Below are 17,036 nucleotides of genomic sequence, written 5' to 3'. Positions count from 1 at the left end.
CGGGCGATCGGCGGTTCCGAGGCCTCAGAGCCGTTCGATGATGGTGGCGTTGGCCATGCCGCCGCCTTCGCACATGGTCTGCAGGCCGTATCTGCCGCCGGTGGCTTCGAGGGAGGAGAGCAGGGTGCCCATCAGGCGCGCACCGGTGGCGCCGAGCGGGTGGCCGAGGGCGATGGCGCCGCCCCAGGGGTTGAGCCGGGCGGGGTCGGCGCCGATCTCGTGGGCCCAGGCGAGAGGGACGGGGGCGAAGGCCTCGTTGACCTCGTAGGCGTCGATGTCGTCGATGGAAAGCCCGGCCTTCTCGAGGATCTTCTTCGTGGCGGGGATGGGGCCGGTGAGCATGTAGAGGGGGTCGTCGCCGACCACGGCGAAGGTGTGGAACCGGGCGCGCGGGGTCAGGCCGAGTTCGGTGGCCTTCTGTTCGCTCATGATCAGCAGGGCGGAGGCCCCGTCGGTCAGGGGCGAGGAGTTGCCGGGGGTGATGTTCCAGCCGATCTGCGGGAATCGTGCGGTGGCCTCATCGGTGCGGAAGGATGCCGGAAGTCCGGCGAGCTTCTCGGTGGTGGTGCCCGCGCGCACGGTCTCATCGACCGCGACCTCGCCGTTCTCGGTGGGCACGGGGATCAGCTCCCGGTCGAACCGGTGGGCTTCCCATGCGGCGGCCGCGCGGCGGTGCGATTCTGCGGAGAACGTGTCGAGCGTGTCGCGGTCGAAGCCCCATTTCGCGGCGATGAGCTCGGCGGACACGCCCTGGTTGACCAGCCCGTCGGGGTAGCGCTCGCGCATCTTCGGGGAGGTGGGTGATCCGCCGGTGGAGGAGGAGCCCAGCGGGACCCGGCTCATGGATTCGACGCCTCCGGCGATGACGATGTCGTAGGCGCCGGCGATCACGCCCTGTGCGGCGAAGTGCGCGGCCTGCTGGCTGGACCCGCATTGCCGGTCGATGGTGGTGGCTGGCACGGTCTCGTCGAACCCGGCCGCGAGCACGGCGTTACGGGCGAGGTTGACCGACTGGTCGCCGATCTGGCTGACGCATCCCATCAGCACGTCATCGATCTGTGCCGACTCCAACCCGTTGCGCTCCAGCAGCGAGGAGAGCACCAGCGCCCCCAGATCCACCGGATGCACCCCCGAGAGCGCGCCCCCGGGCTTGCCCCGACCCGACGGGGTGCGAACAGCGTCGACAATGACAGCGGTAGCCATGACCTCACTCTAGATCGACCGGCGAGAGCCGGACGAATGTATACGCTAGACGACCCGGTCTGCGTCTCAGGTCGCATTCTGTGGTGATTGTGCATACACTAGCTCCGGAGTCACCGAAGAAGGGGGAGCGTATGCGCGCCAGCGACCGTGCCTACGGCATCCTTCTCGACGAGATCCAGTCGGGCGTGCTCGCACCGGGTGCCGTGCTCGGCGAGGTCGAGCAGGCCGCCCGGCTCGGCGTCAGCCGCACACCGCTCCGCGAGGCCATCGGGCGTCTCGCCGCCGACGGCCTGGTCGTGCAGCAGTCGCCGCGCGTGACCGTGGTCAGCGAGATCGATGCCGGTGACATCCGCGAGATCTTCGAGATGCGCCGCGCGCTGGAAGAGACGGCGGCTCGCCTGGCGGCGCAGCGGGCGGATGCCGCGATCTTCGCGTCGCTGGCAGACGGCTTCGCCGCCGTCCGCATCGGCGAGACCGATGCGCCCGACGCCTACCACGAGCTGTTCGCCCGGTTCGATGCGGCGCTCGATGCGGCCGTCGCCAACGATTATCTGACCTCCGCGCTGCGCACGATCCGCACGCACCTCGTGCGGGTGCGGCGCATGGCGCGCGAGAACCCCGAGCGCCTCGCCTCGGCCGTCGCCGAGCACAAGCTCATCTCCCAGGCGATCGCGGCCGGCGACGAAGAGCTCGCCGCGCACGCGACCCACATCCATCTGCACAACGCCCTGGAGAGCATCCTCGCCTCCGTGGCCTCGGAACAAGGAGCAGCATGACCGTCACGCACCACGTTCGCGTCTACAAGAGCGAAGAGGAGCTGCCCCGTGACCAGCAGCTCGCGTACAAGATCGCCGAGGTCGCCGCCGACCCCATCCCGGTCGACGACGACGTCGTCGACATGATCATCAACCGTGTGATCGACAACGCGGCCGTGGCCGCGGCATCCCTCACCCGGCGGCCCGTCAGCGCGGCACGTCAGCAGGCCCTCGACCACGCCGTGTCGGTCTCGGGCGACGGCTCGACCGTGTTCGGCTGCGCGCTCGACCGCCGCACGAGCCCGGAGTGGGCGGCGTGGGCGAACGGCGTGGCCGTGCGCGAGCTCGACTACCACGACACGTTCCTGGCCGCCGAGTACTCGCACCCGGGCGACAACATCCCGCCGATCCTCGCGGTCGCGCAGCACGCGACCAAGGACGGCGCGGCGCTCGTGCGCGGCATCGCCACGGGATACGAGATCCAGATCGACCTCACCCGCGCGATCAGCCTGCACAAGCACAAGATCGACCACGTCGCGCATCTCGGCCCGTCGGCCGCCGCCGGCATCGGCACGCTGCTCGACCTGCCCGTCGAGACGATCTACCAGGCCGTCGGACAGGCGCTGCACACGACCACCGCCACGCGCCAGTCGCGCAAGGGCGAGATCTCCAGCTGGAAGGCGCACGCGCCGGCATTCGCAGGGAAGATGGCGGTCGAGGCCGTCGACCGCGCGATGCGCGGCGAGACCAGCCCCAGCCCGATCTACGAGGGCGAAGACGGCGTGATCGCCTGGCTGCTGGACGGGCCGGATGCCGCGTACGACGTGCCGCTGCCGGGCTCGGGCGAGTCCAAGCGGGCCATCCTCGACTCGTTCACCAAAGAGCACTCGGCCGAGTACCAGGCGCAGGCCTGGATCGACCTGGCGCGCAAGCTGCACAACGAGCACCCCGCCGAGGCGTTCGCGCCCGACAACATCGCCTCGATCGTGCTGCACACCAGCCACCACACCCACTACGTGATCGGCTCGGGCGCCAACGACCCGCAGAAGTACGACCCGCACGCCTCGCGCGAGACGCTCGACCACTCGATCCCGTACATCTTCACGGTCGCCCTGCAGGACGGGGCATGGCACCACGTCGACTCGTATGCGCCCGAGCGTGCGCAGCGAGATGACACGGTCGCGCTGTGGAAGAAGGTCACCACCGCCGAAGACGAGGAGTGGACGCGCCGCTACCACTCCGAGGATCCGAACGAGAAGGCGTTCGGCGGCCGCGTCGAGATCACCTTCGCCGACGGCGGAAGGATCGTCGAGGAGATCGCCGTCGCCGACGCGCACCCGCTGGGCGCCCGCCCGTTCGCGCGCGAGGACTACGTCCGCAAGTTCCGCATGCTGGCCGAGCCCGTGCTCGAGCCCGAAGAGATCGAGCGGTTCCTCGAACTCGCGCAGCGCCTGCCCGAGCTGAGCGCCGAAGAGGTGCAGCAGCTCACGATCGTGGCCAAGCCGGGCGTGCTCGCGACGGCTCCGGCGCCGAAGGGGCTGTTCTGATGCGCGCCGATCGCTCACAGACTTCGGAAGATCACGCCAAGTTCGGAGGATTCGGCGGAAAACGTCCGAAGTTCGCGCGATCCTCCGAACCCTGGATGGCGTCCGCGCCGCGTGGCGGGGCGTCGATGCGAGAAGAGAGCGTGTTCTGATGCTGTACGCAAAGACCCCGGCCGCCGAGAAGCGGCGCCTGTTCCGCGAGCGGCTCGCGAGCGGCGAGCTGCTGCGGTTCCCCGGCGCCTTCAACCCGCTGTCGGCCCGGCTCATCGAGCAGAAGGGCTTCGAGGGCGTCTACATCTCGGGAGCCGTGCTCTCCGCCGACCTCGGCCTGCCCGACATCGGCCTGACGACGCTCACCGAGGTCGCCGGCCGCGGCGAGCAGATCGCCCGCATGACCGAGCTGCCCGCGATCATCGACGCCGACACCGGCTTCGGCGAGCCGATGAACGTCGCCCGCACGATCCAGACGCTCGAAGACGCGGGCCTTGCCGGCACGCACATCGAAGACCAGATCAACCCCAAGCGCTGCGGCCACCTCGACGGCAAGCAGGTGGTCGATCAGGACACCGCGGTCAAGCGCATCCGCGCCGCCGCCGATGCCCGCCGCGACCCGAACTTCCTGATCATGGCGCGCACCGACATCCGGGCGGTGGACGGGCTGGATGCCGCGAAGGACAGGGCGAAGGCGCTGGTGGATGCCGGTGCGGACGCGATCTTCCCGGAGGCGATGCGCACCCTCGACGAGTTCGCCGCGATGCGGGATGCCGTCGACGTGCCGATCCTCGCGAACATGACCGAGTTCGGCAAGAGCGACCTCTTCAGCGTCGAGCAGCTGCGCAGCGTCGGGGTGAACATCGTGATCTGGCCGGTCTCGCTGCTGCGGATCGCCATGGGTGCGGCATCCCGCGCTCTCGACACCCTGATCGACGAGGGCCATCTCACGAGCAGGCTCGGGGAGATGCAGCACCGCGCCGACCTCTACGATCTGGTGGACTACGAGTCGTACAACCACTTCGACACCGGCGTCTTCAACTTCCAGATCGCCCGATAGGAGAACCATGACCGACATCGAGATCAAGAAGGGCCTTGCCGGGGTCACCGTCGACTACACCGCGATCAGCAAGGTCAGCCCCGACACCAATTCGCTGCTGTACCGCGGGTACCCGGTGCAGGAGCTCGCCGCGACGCAGCCGTTCGAGGCGGTCGCCTATCTGCTGTGGCACGGGGAGCTGCCCACCGAGTCGCAGCTCGCGCAGCTGCGCGCGACCGAGCGCGCGCATCGTGCCCTCGCCGACGATGTGAAGGCGGCCATCGACCTGCTGCCGACGGGCGCCCACCCCATGGACGAGGTGCGCACCGCCGTCTCGGTCATCGGCGCCGCCGACCTCGCGGGCATCGGCAACGTGCTCGACGCCGTCGGCACCCCCGAAGAGAACCTGGACCGCAGCATCCGCCTGTTCGCGGCTCTTCCGGCGATCGTCGCGTACGGCCAGCGCCGGCGTCGCGGGCAGGAGGCCGTGGCTCCGCGCGACGACCTCGACTACGGCGCGAACTTCCTGTGGATGACGTTCGGCGAGGAGGCCGACCCGGTCGTCGTCGACGCGTTCAACCGCTCGATGATCCTGTACGCCGAGCACTCCTTCAACGCGTCGACGTTCACGGCCCGGGTCATCACCTCGACCCTGTCGGACGTGTACTCGGCCGTGACCGGTGCGATCGGGGCGCTCAAGGGCCCGCTGCACGGCGGGGCCAACGAGGCGGTGCTGCACATCTTCGATGAGATCGGCTCGGCGTCGAAGGTGAAGGAATGGCTGGATGACGCGCTCGCGCGCAAGCGCAAGATCATGGGCTTCGGGCACCGGGTGTACAAGCGCGGCGACTCGCGCGTGCCGACGATGAAGGCGGCGCTCGACAGCCTCGTCGCGCACTACGACCGGCCCGACGTGCTCGCGCTCTACGACGCGCTCGAGAGCGAGTTCGTGGGCCGCAAGGGCATCTATCCGAACCTCGACTACCCGTCGGGCCCGGCGTACAACCTCATCGGCTTCGACACGCTCACCTTCACGCCGCTGTTCGTCGCGTCGCGGGTCACCGGCTGGACGGCGCACATCATGGAGCAGCAGGCCTCCAACGCGCTGATCCGGCCGCTGTCGGCGTACAACGGCTCGGACGAGCGGCACATTGAGGGATACGTGCCGGATGCCGCGGCCACCGCGGCCGCGGACCGCCCCGAGGAGGCCGCGGGCTGACACACCTGGCGCTCGCCCCTGATCGCTGAGAGTGCAGCGGGTGGACGAAAGGTAGGGGCGTTCCCTACTCCTCGTCCACCCGCTGCACTCTCACCGTTTGGGGGGGCGGGGGAGGCAGCGCGGACGGCCGTGAGTTCGTGGCATCCCGACCCGTCATGTTCAGCAGTCAGCAACTGCAGGCCCGCGGCGCCTCGTCCTGCAGAAACAGACTGCCGAACATGAGGGTGCGCGCGGAGTTCACGCCGTCGGCTGTTCGGCAGTCGCCAACGGCAAGGGGGCGGCAGTTCGGCTTGCAGAAATCGACTGCTGAACCCGGGGCACGGTGCCGAGGTGGGTGCGAGTGCACCGGGTGCAAGCGGTTGCGGAGAGGGGATGCCACGGCCCGCGGCATCCCGCCGCACACCCGCCTTCTCGGTGAAACGTTGATGCAAGCGCTTGCAATCCGCTGAGTGTCCGCACTAGAGTCGGCCGAGACGACGGGCACGTGGCCGTGCCCCCACCCCCAGGAGTCCCCCGTGTCGAAGATGTCGCAGCAGACCCCCGCGCGCGCCTGGCGTGCGCTCGCCCTCACCGCCGTCGCCGCGGTCGCCCTGTCGGGCGGCCTGGTCGCGACGGCTCCCGCGCCGGCGACGGCGGCCGACCGCACCGTGACCCTCGTCGGGGACCTGCAGAGCGAACTCGGCTGCAGCGCCGACTGGACCCCCGACTGCACGCAGACCGCCTTGACGGCGACGGATGCCGCGGGCCAGTATTCCGCGACGTTCACCGTGCCCGCGGGCAGCTGGAACTACAAGGTCGCGATCGACGGGTCGTGGGACGAGTCGTACGGACTGAACGGGGGCGACGACAACATCCCGCTGACCATCGCCGGTGACACGACGATGACGTTCACCTACGATGACACGACGCACCGCATCGGCCTCACCGTCGACGACGGGGCGCTGCGCGCCGGGTACACCTCGGTCGACGATGATCTGGTCGCAGCCCCCGCCCGACAGGCCGGCGCCGACCAGCAGTTCTACTTCGTGATGACCGACCGCTTCGCGAACGGCGACACCTCCAATGACACCGGCGGGCTCACCGGCGACCGGCTGACCACCGGCTACGACCCCACCGACAAGGGCTTCTACAACGGCGGCGACCTGAAGGGCCTGCGCGACAAGCTCGACTACATCCAGGGTCTGGGCACGACGGCGATCTGGCTGACCCCGAGCTTCAAGAACAAGCCGGTGCAGGGCACCGGCGACGACGCGAGCGCCGGCTACCACGGGTATTGGGTCACCGACTTCACCCAGATCGACCCGCACCTCGGCACGAACGCCGAGCTCAAGGACCTCATCGCCGACGCCCATGACCGCGGCATCAAGGTCTACTTCGACATCATCACCAACCACACCGCCGACGTGATCTCATACGCCGAAGACCAGTACAGCTACATCGACAAGGCCACCTCGCCCTACACCGATTCCGACGGCAACGCCTTCGACCCCGACGACTACGCGGGCACCGACGACTTCCCGACGATGGATGCCGCGACCTCGTTCCCCTACACGCCGGTCGTCGACGACGCCGAGAAGGACGTCAAGGTGCCCTCCTGGCTCAACGACGTCACGCTCTACCACAACCGCGGCGACTCGACCTACACCGGCGAGTCCACGACCTACGGCGACTTCAGCGGTCTCGACGACCTGATGACCGAGAACCCGAAGGTCGTGAACGGCTTCGTCGACGTGTACGACAGCTGGATCGACCTGGGCATCGACGGCTTCCGCATCGACACCGCCAAGCACGTCAACTTCGAGTTCTGGCAGAAGTTCACGACCAAGGTGCTCGACTACGCGCACGCGAACGGCAAGCCCGACTTCTTCATGTTCGGCGAGGTGTACGACGCCGACCCGGCCAAGCTGTCGCCGTATGTGCGCAAGAGCGACATGAACTCGGTGCTCGACTTCACGTTCCAGTCGTCAGCGGTCAGTTACGCGTCGGGCAACTCGGCGAAGGGGCTGCGCAGCCTGTTCGCCGGCGACGATATGTACACGACCTCGACCACCTCGGCGACGGCGCTGCCGACCTTCCTTGGCAACCATGACATGGGCCGCGTCGGCTACTTCCTGCAGAACACCGACGATGCCGCGCAGCGCGACGAGCTCGCGCACGACCTGATGTTCTTCAGCCGCGGCCAGCCGGTCGTCTACTACGGCGATGAGCAGGGCTTCGCGGGCTCGGGCGGCGACAAGGACGCGCGCCAGTCCCTCTTCGCCAGCCAGGTCACCGACTACCAGGACCAGAAGCTCATCACCGGCGAGACGCTCGGCGACACGGACCACTACGGCACCGATGCGCCGCTGTATGAGCACATCGCCGAGCTGTCGACGCTGCGCGCGGCCAATCCCGCGCTGCAGGACGGCGCGCAGATCGAGCGGTACGCCGCCGACGGCGCCGGCGTGTACGCGTTCTCGCGCGTCGACCCCGACGACAAGGTCGAGTACCTCGTCGCCCTCAACAACGCCGACTCCGCGCAGACCGTCGACCTCACGACGCTGACCGCGAGCGCCGACTACGCCCCGCTGTACGGCGCGACCGGCACTCTGAAGACCGACGCGTCGGCCGCGGCATCCGTCACCGTCCCGGCCCTGTCGGCCGTCGTCTACAAGGCCGACCGCACCGTGTCGGCGCCGGCCGAGGCGTCGCCCCTCACGATCAGCGCGCCGGAGGCGGGCGCGGGAGTGAGCGGATCCACCGCGATCTCGGCCACGGTCGACGACTCGTGGCGCCAGACGAGCTTCGCGTGGCGCGTCGTCGGCTCCGACACCTGGCACGCGCTGGGCACCGCCGAAGACACCGACCCGCGCGTCTTCCAGGACGTCGCAGGGATCGATGCGGGCACCCTCGTCGAGTATCGGGCGGTGTCGGTGGATGCCGCCGGGCAGAAGTCCGCGGCATCCACCTTCGCCTCCGTCGGCAATGCGGTGACGCTCGCCGCGGGCGACGACACCCCGCAGACCGACTACGACTCCGTGACCATCGCCGGCGACCTGAACACCGAGATGGGCTGCAGCGCCGACTGGCAGCCCGACTGCCTGTCTGCCCAGCTGAAGCGCGGCGCGGACGGCGTGTGGACCGGCACCTTCGATCTGCCCGCCGGAGACTACGAGTACAAGGTCGCCATCGACGGCGCCTGGACCGTGAACTTCGGGGCGAACGGACAGAAGGACGGCGCCAACATCGCCATCACCCACAAGGACGGCCCCGTCACCTTCTATTTCGATCCGCGCACCGGTATCGCCCAGTCCACGGACGAAGGGCCCATCGTGACCCTGCCCGGCTCGTACCAGAGCGAGGTCGGCTGCGCGGCCGACTGGTCACCCGACTGCCTGGTCACGCTCATGGCCGACGGCGACAAGGACGGCGTGTACGAGTACTCGACCGCGGATATTCCCACCGGGGCATATGAGGTGAAGGTCGCCCACGGACTGGGATGGGACGAGAACTACGGCGCGGACGGCGTCGCCGGGGGCGCGAACATCTCGTTCAGTGCGACCACGGGCAAGACGGTCACGTTCCGCTACACGCTGGCCACCCACGTGCTCGAGGTCGAGGTGGCCGACCCGCCGCTGGCGGGCACCGGCGAGCAGCGCGCGCAGTGGATCGATCAGAACACGATCGCCTGGCCGGCCGACCTCGGCGGCGACGCCAAGAGCTCGACGTGGCAGCTGTATGCGTCGCCCGACGCCTCCCTGGCGGTCGCCGACGGCGAGGTCACCGGGGGAGCGGACCCGGTCACGCTCACGGTCGTCGACGGAGGGCTGACCGACGCGCAGAAGAAGACGTTCCCGGCGCTGGCGGGCTACGTCGCGCTGCACGTCGACGACACGGATCGGGATGCCGCGGCCGCCCTGCTGAAGGGGCAGCTCATGGTCGCGCAGCGTGATGCGGACGGCGCGCTCACCGGCTTCACCGGGGTGCAGATCGCGGGTGTGCTCGACGACCTGTACGCCGACGCGGTGGCCGACGTCGACCTGGGCGTGACGTTCACGCACAACAAGCCGACGTTCCGGCTGTGGGCGCCGACCGCGCAGAAGGCGACGCTGCTGACGTGGAACGCCGGCAAGGGCAGCGGCGACCCGCAGCGCCACGAGGCGACGTGGGATGCGGCATCCGGCGTCTGGACCGTCGACACCCGCAACGCCTCGCTCTCGGGCGACGAGTATCTGTGGGAGGTCGTGGTCTACGCACCCACCACCGGAAAGATCGAGACCAACCAGGTGACCGACCCGTATTCGGTCGCCCTGACCGAGAACTCGGTGCACTCGATGGCCGTCGACATCGATGCGAAGAAGTGGCGTCCGACGCAGTGGGAGCGCACGCCGTCCCCGACGGTGGAGAAGGCCGTCGACCACTCGATCTACGAGCTGCACATCCGCGACTTCTCGATCAGCGACGAGACCGTGCCCGAGAAGCTGCGCGGCACCTACGAGGCGTTCACGCGCGACAGCGCGGGCACCACGCAGCTGCGCCAGCTGGCCGATGCCGGCATCACGACCGTGCACCTGCTGCCGTCGTTCGACATCGCGTCGATCAACGAGGACAAGAGCGCGCAGGAAGAGCCCGACTGCGACCTGGCCTCGTATGCCCCCGACAGCGACGAGCAGCAGGCGTGTGTCGCCGCGGTCGCCGACGCCGACGGGTACAACTGGGGCTACGACCCGTACCACTACAACGTGCCCGAGGGCTCGTACGCGGTCGACGCGAACGGCGGGGAGCGCGTCAGCGAATTCCGCGACATGGTCGGCGCCCTGCACAAGATGGGCCTGCAGGTTGTGCTCGACGAGGTGTTCAACCACACCGCGGCCTCGGGGGAGGACCCGAAGTCGGTGCTCGACCAGGTCGTGCCCGGCTACTACCAGCGGCTGAACGCGGCCGGCGGCGTCGAGACCTCGACGTGCTGCCAGAACGTGGCCACCGAGCACGAGGTGGCGCAGAAGCTCATGGTCGACTCGGTGGTGCTCTGGGCCAAGGAGTACAAGGTCGACGGCTTCCGGTTCGACCTCATGGGGCACGCGTCGAAGGCGAACATGCTGGCGATCCGTGCGGCGCTGGACAAGCTCACCCTGAAGAAGGACGGCGTCGACGGCAAGAGCATCTACCTGTACGGCGAGGGCTGGAACTTCGGCGAGGTCGCCGACAACGCCCTGTTCGAGCAGGCGACACAGGGGCAGCTGGGCGGCACCGGCATCGGCACCTTCAACGACCGGTTGCGGGATGCCGTGCACGGCGGTAGCCCGGTGGATTCGGGGTCGACCTACCAGCAGGGCTTCGGCACCGGCCTTGCGACCGACCCCAACGGCGACGCCGTGAACGGCGACGAGGACCAGCAGCTCGCCACCCTCGCGCACGACACCGACCTCGTCAAGCTCGGGCTCGCGGGCAACCTGCGCGAGTACTCGTTCCTGACCTCCGACGGCACCGCCAAGAAGGGCTCCGAGATCGACTACAACGGGCAGCCGGCGGGTTACGCCGACGAGCCCGACGAGGTGATCAACTACGTCGACGCGCACGACAACCAGACGCTGTACGACCTGTCGGTGTTCAAGCTGCCGAAGGACACGTCGATGGCCGACCGGGTGCGCATGAACACGGTGCAGCTGGCGACCGCCACGCTGTCGCAGTCGCCGTCGTTCTGGCAGGCCGGCACCGAGCTGCTGCGCTCGAAGTCGCTCGACGCCAACAGCTACAACTCCGGCGACTGGTTCAACCGCATCGATTGGACCGGACAGGAGTCGACCTTCGGCTCGGGCCTGCCCATGGCGGCGGACAACACGGACAAGTGGACCGACATGTCGCCGCTGCTGGCCGACGCGTCGCTGAAGCCCACGGCCACCGACATGGCGCAGGCCGAGAGCGGCGCCCTCGACCTGCTGCGCCTGCGCAGCGACGTCGATCTGCTGCGGCTGGGCTCGGCCGACCTCATCGAGCAGAAGGTGTCGTTCCCCGACGGTGGCACGAAGGCCACTCCCGGGGTCATCGTGATGCTCATCGACGACCTCGTCGGTCAAGACGTCGACCCCGACCTGCAGGGTGCGCTGGTCGTGTTCAACGCGTCGCCGGATGCCACGACCCAGACCATCGACAGCCTCGCCGGGCGCTCGTTCCAGCTCGCGCCCGCGCAGGCGAAGGGGTTCGACCCGGTCGTGAAGAAGACGACGTGGGATGCCGCAACCGGCGCCGTCACCGTGCCGGGGCGCACGGTCGCTGTGCTCGTGCAGAAGCAGCTCAAGCCCGTCGCGACGAGCGTGACGGCCGGCCCGCTCCTGCACCTGTCGGCGAAGGGCAAGACGGTCGCGGTCAGCGGCTCCGTGCACGCGGCGGGTCGCGGCATCCCGACCGGCACCGTCACCGTGACCGACGCCGGCAAGACCGTGGGCACCGCGCAGCTGACGGCCGACGACCACGGCCGGTTCCGCATCGATGTGAAGGGGCTGAGCCGGGGCGCGCACAGTCTGCGGGTCTCGTTCACCGGCAACGAGCCGTACCGGTCGTCGCGGGCGCCGATCCCGCTGCTGGTCATCGTCTGGTAGCCGCAGAATGCGTGGGCGCCCGCGCATTTAGTAGGACGTCCATGTAAAATGGAGGCGATGCCGGGGTGCGGCATCCCCTCGCGGTCACACGATGACGTTGCGCGGGGGCGATCGACAGGGGCTGCCATGAGCATGACGACGACCGAAGAACGCCGCGCGATCCTCGAGGCGGTGCACGAGTTCGCCGAGACCGAACTCGCGCCGCACGCGCAGGAGTGGGATCAGAACAAGCACTTCCCGCGCGACGTCATCCAGCGCGCGGGCGATCTGGGCCTCGGCGGCGTCTACGTGCGCGACGACGTCGGCGGCACCGGCCTCGGCCGCACCGAGGCGGTCGCGATCTTCGAGGAGCTCGCGAAGGGCGACCCGGTCATCTCGGCGTACATCAGCATCCACAACATGGTCGGCTGGATGATCGACCGCTTCGGCAGCGAGGAGCAGCGCCATGCGTGGCTGCCGCCCTTGACGGCGATGAGCGCGCTCGGCGGCTACTGCCTCACCGAGCCGGGAGCGGGGTCGGATGCCGCGGCGCTGACGACCTCGGCGATCCGCCAGGGCGACGAGTACGTGATCACGGGCGTGAAGCAGTTCATCTCGGGCGGCGGCGAGGCCGACGTCTACGTCGTCATGGCCCGCACCGGCGAGCCGGGCGCGCGCGGGGTCACCGCGTTCATCGTTCCCGATGGGCTGCCCGGGCTCAGCTTCGGCGCGAACGAGAAGAAGATGGGCTGGAACGCCCAACCCACCCGCCAGGTGATCTTCGACGAGGTGCGGGTTCCCGCCACGGCCGTGCTCGGTGAGGTCGGCAAGGGCTTCAAGATCGCCATGCAGGCGCTCAACGGCGGGCGCCTGAACATCGCCGCGTGCTCCATCGGCGGGGCCCAGTGGGCGATGGACCGCGCCATCCGCTATGTGCACGAGCGCTTCACGTTCGGCGAACCGCTCGCCGAACGGCAGGCCGTCATGTTCGCCCTGGCCGACATGGCGACCAAGCTGCGGGCCTCACGGGCTCTGGTGCGCGATGCCGCGGCCGCCCTCGACGCGGGCGAGCCCGACGTCGCGCTGCAGTGCGCGATGGCCAAGCGCTTCGCGACCGACGCCGGCTTCGAGGTCGCCAACCAGGCCCTGCAGCTGCACGGCGGCTACGGCTACCTGCAGGACTACGGCATCGAGAAGGTCGTGCGCGACCTGCGCGTGCACCAGATCCTCGAGGGCACGAACGAGATCATGCGCGTCATCATCGGGCGCGAGGTGCTGGGCGGCTGAGCCGGTTCACCGGGGTGGGATCAGCTGTAGCCGCCGCGTGGCGCCGGGTCGAGTTGCGGCCCCGTGGGTTCCACGAACCGCACGCTGATCGAGCCGGACACCGACGTGTCGGTCAACGCATACGACACGACCACGCGGTCGCGGTTGACCTTGCCCCCGTCGGGGGTGATCACCAGTCTGGTCGGCCGAAGCCGCTGCAGGAAGTCGTCCTTCTCATCCGCGTCCCGGTCGTTGTTGCGCATCCAGGCGGTGAACATCTGATCGGCAGCCGTTCCGGCACGCATGATCCCCGCGGCGATGGTCGTGCGAGCAAGGTTGTCGACGAACTCCAGGTTGCCGAGCACGTTGTCGACGTCGTCGATCGTCGTGTCCCCGAAGAAATCCGTGTTCTCCATCCGGCCCGGGTAATCGATCTCGAGGCGCACAGACAGGGGTGATCCGTCGTAGGTGATCGTGGCGTCCATCATGCCGCCGCCGGGCCCACCGTCCAGGTTGACGGTACCGAGGTACTTGCTCTCCATGGGTGGCCTCACGAATCCAGCTCAGACATCTCGGCCTCTTCCGCAATCAGTGTGCTGACGGTCTTCTTGGCCTCGGCGTCGGTGTTGAAGTAGTCATCGACGGTCGCTTCGAACAGCTTCTTTCCCCGTTCGTACTCCGCATCCGTGAGCGTCAGGCACCTGGCAGTGAGCGCGTACAGCTCGCTTGCGGCGGCATGTGTGCCGTCCGAACTCCGGCCGACGCCATAGTTTCGTGGTGTCGGGTTGGAGTACGGGGCACTGCCGAGGGATGCTGATGCGCTGCCGAGCGCCGAGCTGATGCGCTGCATGCTGTTGGACACGATCTGAGCGTCTTCCTCCTGCATCTTGATCGATCCGTCGTCGCCGGCGTAGGTGCCCAGGGAAAACGCGTCCAGATCGAACTCGGCCGGATCCCCGTTGATCGTGTTGACCGCGTCCACCATCATCTTGTTGAGGGCGTCCTCCTGGTCGACCAGGGCTTTGTTCAGCGCTCCCAGGGCCGTGTCCAGGGAGTCGAGGATGTCCAGATAGCTGCTGCCGGAGACCGCTGCGTTCGCTGCGATGCCGGCCATCACCCCGGTCGCGACCGTGGACAGTCCCATGAGCGCCGCAACTGCCGGCGCCGCAGAGCCCGCCGTCGCCACGGTCGCGATCGCGCCGGCGACGGCGCCGACCACGGTGAGGGTGAGGGTGCCGGATGCCGCCGCCGCTGTCCCCGCCTGGGTCGCCCAGGCATCACGCGCCTGCTCCAGGATCTTCGCCACATCATCACGTGCGGCCGGCCACATCTTCTGCTCGGCCGCGTAGTTCATCTCGAGGATCGCGCACGCCGCACCCAGCCCATAGGAGATGTTGGAGAACTGCGCGTGATACTTGTCGAGGAACGGCGCTTTGAACTTGCCGCTCATCTGGGTGATGACGACCTTGCTCACCGTCTCGTTCGACGTGACGATCTCGCCGTTGTTCTGAACGGAGGCGCCGGTGCCCGACGCTCCGAAGATCGCGGCGGTGGAGCTCACGGACTGCTGTGGTGTGGCGCAGGCCGACCCATCGGGGAGATCGAGCCAGGCGGATACCCGCGAATCGATGACCGCACGGATGTCATCGAACTGCGCAGCGCATGACGAGCTCATGCCGGACCTCCCCCGCCATTGCCGTTCTCATCCGGCCGATGATAGAAGTTGAGCATCCATCCCCACTTCGAGTAGATCTTGTCGTTGCCCCAGTTCGGGTAGAAGCTCTGACCCGCCATCCAGCAGTCGATCGCAGCGCGCTTCATCTGTCCGATCGTCGTAGAGATATCGTCGTACCCGGTCATGGTGCCTCTCTCGTGTCGCTCGTGTCGCTCGTGTCGCTCGCGTCGATGCCGCTGCCGGGTGATCCGACCTGTGTCGGTGGTGTACGCCCGACTCGCGCATCATCAAAGGGGAATAGTACCGTCCTGCAGGGTACGGGCGTCGATAGACTCCCGGAGACCACCCCGTCACGAGACGGTTGCCGACCAGCACGGAGTGTGAGATGACCATTCAACAGCGACAGCCGGAACGCGGTGCGACTCGTCGACCTCACCGGGCGGCACTCTGGGTGTGGGTCGTCGCGCTGCTCGTCGGCGTCGCGCTGATCCCGTTCCTGCCGGGCTTTCCGAGCCCCGCATTCACGATTGCGCTGGTCGTCGGTGTGGTGGCGGCCCTCATCGCCGCCGTGATCGATATCCGCAGTCGGCGCAGGGGAGCCTCGCCCCGGCTGATCGGCTGGGGACGGGGTCTGGCCATCTTCGCCCTGATCATCGACCTCGTGCTGGTGATCACGCTCATCCTCGGTGTGCTGACGCGCCCGCACCTGACACTGGTCGAGTTGCGTGCGACCGGCGGGCCGGTCTTCACCGTCTCATTCAGCGACGATGTGCAGCAGCACGTCGACGAAGAGTGGCACGACAGCGGGTTCGCACGGTTCAACACGGCGAAGTCGTCGACGGAGATCACGGTGAAGACGCCGGACGACCAGACTCCGCAGACGGTGACCTGCGAGATCGAATGGAATGGCGAGGTGGTGGCCCACGAGACGTCGACCAGTGGAACCGTCACCTGCCGGTACCCCGCAGGGTGAAAGCGCTTCGCGACGGCAGCGGGCTTCGCAGCGGCCGACGAACGGCCGAGACCGTGCGCGTCATCATCGGGCGCGCAGTGCTGGACGGGTGAGGCGAGCGGTCACTTCGCGGCGGCCGCGGCCGCGCGTTGCCGTCGCCGCCGGATCCGGAACGGGATCATGAAGTACAGCGCGAGGGCGAGGTAGCCGAACACGGCGACCATCGGCCAGAACAGGCCGACCACGATCAGCACGGGGTAGGCGATGAGCCCCTGCGGCAGCCGCTGCGAATTGGCGGCGACTTCCTTGTCGTCATCGGCACCGTGGGTGAGCAGTCCCGCGCGCTTCGCGTAGACCCAGAGGCACACGACGATCAGCGCGAGCACGAGGAAGGCGATCCCGTAGATGGTCACCGCCACCCGCTCGGCGTCCTGGACCTGGATGTACTGCGACAGGAACCGCGTCGGGAACGGCGTGAACGCCACGAACAGCAGCAGGACGAGGTTCAGCCGCATGTAGGTCGAGTCGACCTTGGTCAGGTGCTCGCTGATCGAGTTGTGTGCGAGCCAGATCGCGCCGATCGTCGCGAAGCTGACCACGTACGCGACGTACTCCGGCCACTGTTCGAGGAACGCAGCGAGCAGATCACGGTCACCCTCGGCGCTGGGGATCACGATGTCGAGCACGAGCAGCGTGATGGCGAAGGCGAACACCCCGTCGCTGAACGCCTCCATGCGTGTCTTGTCGTAGCGGCGCGGCGTGCGCGCGGGGCGCGCGGTCGCGGCATCCAACTCAGTGTCCATCGGGCTCCCTCTCGCACTGCGGTCCCTTCGAT

Annotated in this window: 12 protein-coding genes; 7 read left to right on the top strand and 5 right to left on the bottom strand. The window is 68.4% G+C overall.

Annotation, left to right across the window (positions count from 1 at the left end):
- Nucleotides 1-24: 24 nt before the first annotated feature.
- Nucleotides 25-1,203, bottom strand: coding sequence for a thiolase family protein (locus tag ABMQ42_RS09955; RefSeq protein WP_349722828.1), 1,179 nt, complete (start codon nt 1,201-1,203; stop codon nt 25-27).
- A 131-nt stretch (nt 1,204-1,334) separates the two neighbouring features.
- Between ABMQ42_RS09955 and ABMQ42_RS09950 the strand changes: the two genes are divergently transcribed.
- The 6 genes from ABMQ42_RS09950 to ABMQ42_RS09925 all read left to right on the top strand — a co-directional run bounded on the left by ABMQ42_RS09950 (nt 1,335) and on the right by ABMQ42_RS09925 (nt 13,595).
- The gene (locus tag ABMQ42_RS09950) at nt 1,335-1,979 is read left to right on the top strand and encodes a GntR family transcriptional regulator (RefSeq protein ID WP_349722827.1); all 645 of its coding nucleotides are present in this window, start codon (nt 1,335-1,337) and stop codon (nt 1,977-1,979) included.
- Entirely contained in the window at nt 1,976-3,505 is a 1,530-nt protein-coding gene (locus ABMQ42_RS09945; protein ID WP_349722826.1) for an MmgE/PrpD family protein, read from the top strand. The genes ABMQ42_RS09950 and ABMQ42_RS09945 overlap by 4 nt, the downstream gene beginning before the upstream one ends.
- A gap of 148 nt (nt 3,506-3,653) precedes the next feature.
- Nucleotides 3,654-4,553 carry a methylisocitrate lyase gene (gene prpB / locus ABMQ42_RS09940; protein WP_349722825.1) on the top strand — a complete coding sequence of 300 codons (900 nt, stop codon included), beginning with the start codon at nt 3,654-3,656 and terminating at the stop codon, nt 4,551-4,553.
- 7 nt (nt 4,554-4,560) lie between these two features.
- On the top strand, nt 4,561-5,751 hold the full coding sequence (locus ABMQ42_RS09935; RefSeq protein ID WP_349722824.1) for a bifunctional 2-methylcitrate synthase/citrate synthase: 1,191 nt from the start codon (nt 4,561-4,563) through the stop codon (nt 5,749-5,751).
- Between the two features lie 524 nt (nt 5,752-6,275).
- Entirely contained in the window at nt 6,276-12,329 is a 6,054-nt protein-coding gene (pulA, locus tag ABMQ42_RS09930) for a pullulanase-type alpha-1,6-glucosidase (protein WP_349723165.1), read from the top strand.
- 126 nt (nt 12,330-12,455) lie between these two features.
- Nucleotides 12,456-13,595: an acyl-CoA dehydrogenase family protein gene (locus tag ABMQ42_RS09925; RefSeq protein WP_349722823.1), complete on the top strand. Its 1,140-nt coding sequence runs from the start codon at nt 12,456-12,458 to the stop codon at nt 13,593-13,595.
- Nucleotides 13,596-13,615: 20 nt separating this feature from the next.
- Here the strand turns inward: ABMQ42_RS09925 and ABMQ42_RS09920 are convergent, their stop codons facing one another.
- The 3 genes from ABMQ42_RS09920 to ABMQ42_RS09910 form a co-directional block, all read right to left on the bottom strand.
- On the bottom strand, nt 13,616-14,128 hold the full coding sequence (locus ABMQ42_RS09920) for a hypothetical protein (protein WP_349722822.1): 513 nt from the start codon (nt 14,126-14,128) through the stop codon (nt 13,616-13,618).
- The gene (locus ABMQ42_RS09915) at nt 14,125-15,024 is read right to left on the bottom strand and encodes a hypothetical protein (protein WP_349722821.1); all 900 of its coding nucleotides are present in this window, start codon (nt 15,022-15,024) and stop codon (nt 14,125-14,127) included. The genes ABMQ42_RS09920 and ABMQ42_RS09915 overlap by 4 nt, the downstream gene beginning before the upstream one ends.
- Before the next feature lie 221 nt (nt 15,025-15,245).
- Nucleotides 15,246-15,434: a hypothetical protein gene (locus ABMQ42_RS09910; protein WP_349722820.1), complete on the bottom strand. Its 189-nt coding sequence runs from the start codon at nt 15,432-15,434 to the stop codon at nt 15,246-15,248.
- A gap of 200 nt (nt 15,435-15,634) precedes the next feature.
- Here ABMQ42_RS09910 and ABMQ42_RS09905 point away from each other — a divergent pair, with 200 nt between their 5' ends.
- A complete protein-coding gene (locus tag ABMQ42_RS09905) occupies nt 15,635-16,222 on the top strand; it encodes a hypothetical protein (protein ID WP_349722819.1) in 588 nt (195 codons plus the stop codon).
- 101 nt (nt 16,223-16,323) lie between these two features.
- Here the strand turns inward: ABMQ42_RS09905 and ABMQ42_RS09900 are convergent, their stop codons facing one another.
- Entirely contained in the window at nt 16,324-17,004 is a 681-nt protein-coding gene (locus ABMQ42_RS09900; RefSeq protein ID WP_349722818.1) for a TMEM175 family protein, read from the bottom strand.
- Nucleotides 17,005-17,036: the final 32 nt, after the last annotated feature.

The sequence above is a fragment of the Microbacterium sp. KR10-403 genome (genome assembly GCF_040196215.1).
Lineage (GTDB): Bacteria > Actinomycetota > Actinomycetes > Actinomycetales > Microbacteriaceae > Microbacterium.
This window is presented reverse-complemented; position numbering and strand designations above follow the sequence as displayed.

Bases quoted from the DNA above. Each gene is read 5' to 3' on its own strand.
- ABMQ42_RS09955 (WP_349722828.1), bottom strand. From the start codon at position 1,203: ATGGCTACCGCTGTCATTGTCGACGCTGTTCGCACCCCGTCGGGTCGG.
- ABMQ42_RS09950 (WP_349722827.1), top strand. From the start codon at position 1,335: ATGCGCGCCAGCGACCGTGCCTACGGCATCCTTCTCGACGAGATCCAG.
- ABMQ42_RS09945 (WP_349722826.1), top strand. From the start codon at position 1,976: ATGACCGTCACGCACCACGTTCGCGTCTACAAGAGCGAAGAGGAGCTG.
- prpB (WP_349722825.1), top strand. From the start codon at position 3,654: ATGCTGTACGCAAAGACCCCGGCCGCCGAGAAGCGGCGCCTGTTCCGC.
- ABMQ42_RS09935 (WP_349722824.1), top strand. From the start codon at position 4,561: ATGACCGACATCGAGATCAAGAAGGGCCTTGCCGGGGTCACCGTCGAC.
- pulA (WP_349723165.1), top strand. From the start codon at position 6,276: ATGTCGCAGCAGACCCCCGCGCGCGCCTGGCGTGCGCTCGCCCTCACC.
- ABMQ42_RS09925 (WP_349722823.1), top strand. From the start codon at position 12,456: ATGAGCATGACGACGACCGAAGAACGCCGCGCGATCCTCGAGGCGGTG.
- ABMQ42_RS09915 (WP_349722821.1), bottom strand. From the start codon at position 15,024: ATGAGCGGCAAGTTCAAAGCGCCGTTCCTCGACAAGTATCACGCGCAG.
- ABMQ42_RS09910 (WP_349722820.1), bottom strand. From the start codon at position 15,434: ATGACCGGGTACGACGATATCTCTACGACGATCGGACAGATGAAGCGC.
- ABMQ42_RS09905 (WP_349722819.1), top strand. From the start codon at position 15,635: ATGACCATTCAACAGCGACAGCCGGAACGCGGTGCGACTCGTCGACCT.
- ABMQ42_RS09900 (WP_349722818.1), bottom strand. From the start codon at position 17,004: ATGGACACTGAGTTGGATGCCGCGACCGCGCGCCCCGCGCGCACGCCG.